The organism is uncultured Halomonas sp., assembly GCF_947501415.1.
In the GTDB taxonomy this organism is placed as follows: Bacteria; Pseudomonadota; Gammaproteobacteria; order Pseudomonadales; family Halomonadaceae; genus Halomonas.
In genome coordinates this window covers 1-1131 of sequence record NZ_CANMVL010000025.1, presented here as the reverse complement: position 1 = coordinate 1131, position 1131 = coordinate 1, and the positions used below count along the sequence as shown (strand labels likewise).

2 protein-coding genes are annotated in these 1131 nt (G+C 62.1%); both read right to left on the bottom strand.

Annotated features, from left to right (window positions below):
- On the bottom strand, positions 1-784 hold a 784-nt coding region (locus Q0894_RS13985), incomplete at its 3' end, for an IS3 family transposase (RefSeq protein ID WP_299236446.1).
- A complete protein-coding gene (locus Q0894_RS13980; RefSeq protein WP_299236443.1) occupies positions 781-1065 on the bottom strand; it encodes a transposase in 285 nt (94 codons plus the stop codon). The genes Q0894_RS13985 and Q0894_RS13980, both read right to left, overlap by 4 nt.
- Positions 1066-1131: the final 66 nt, after the last annotated feature.

Genomic DNA, 1131 nt, shown 5'->3' with positions numbered 1-1131 from the left:
GCCGCTCCTGGTTGTACCAAGCGAAGTAGCGGCCCAGTTCCTGCTTCAGGTGTGCCCCGTCCTTGAAGGCCTTCAGGTAGACGCACTCGTACTTTACGCTACGCCAGAGCCGCTCCACGAAGATGTTATCCCGGTAACAGCCCTTGCCGTCCATGCTGATGGTGACGCCGTGAGCCTCTAGGACGCCGGTGAAAGCCTGGCTGGTAAACTGGCACCCCTGATCCGTATTGAAGATCTCAGGCGGTCCGTGACGTGCCAGTGCCTCCTCCAGCGCATCGACACAGAAGTCCGTGTCCAAGGTGTTGGAGACCCGCCACGACAGGACACGGCGGCTGTGCCAGTCCATCACCGCCACCAGGTACATGAATCCGCGGACCAGCGGAACGTAGCTGATGTCGGTCGCCCACACCTGGTTCGGCCGGTCGATTGTCAGGCCACGTAGCCGGTAGGGATAGATCCGATGCCCCTTGCCCGGCAGGCTGGTCCGTGGGCGCGGATAGACCGCCTGAAGCCCCATCTGACGCATCAGGCGCCTTACCCGCTTGCGATTGACCCGGTGGCCCAGCCGGTTGAGATGGACGGTCATCCTGCGCGAGCCGTAGACCGGCGTCAGCAGGTGCTGCTCATCGATCAGGCGCATCAACACCAGATCTTCGGCGAGCCACTCTCGCTGCTGGTAATACAGCGAGGAACGGCTGATGCCGAGTAGCTGACACTGCCGTCTCAGGCTCGGGGTGGCGGAAGATGGCGGCTCGATCATGGCCAGGCGCTGCGCCCGGCTCAACGATCGAGCCTGCGTGATAAAAAATCGCGTTCCACCGTTAGCTTTCCGATCTCGCGGTAGAGGGTGTCGATCTCCTCCTGGCTCTTCTGGGCGGCCTTGCCGCTGCTGCCCTCGAAGATGCCAGCGGCATTGTCCAGCAGTTCACGCTTCCACTGGCTCACCATGGAGGGATGTACCTCGAAGCGAGCCGCCAGCGCCGAGGTGGTCTCATCGCCCTTCAGCGCAGCCAAGGCCACCTTGGCCTTGAACTCGTTGCTGTACTGCCGACGTTTCTTGCTCATGATCAGGGTCTCCTGGTCGGTCTGATCAGAGCTTAGCGCCTGGTCCGAATTTCGGGGGCCACTTCA

Excerpts from the sequence above, each read along its gene's own strand:
- Q0894_RS13980 (WP_299236443.1), bottom strand. The coding sequence starts at position 1,065 with ATGAGCAAGAAACGTCGGCAGTACAGCAACGAGTTCAAGGCCAAGGTG.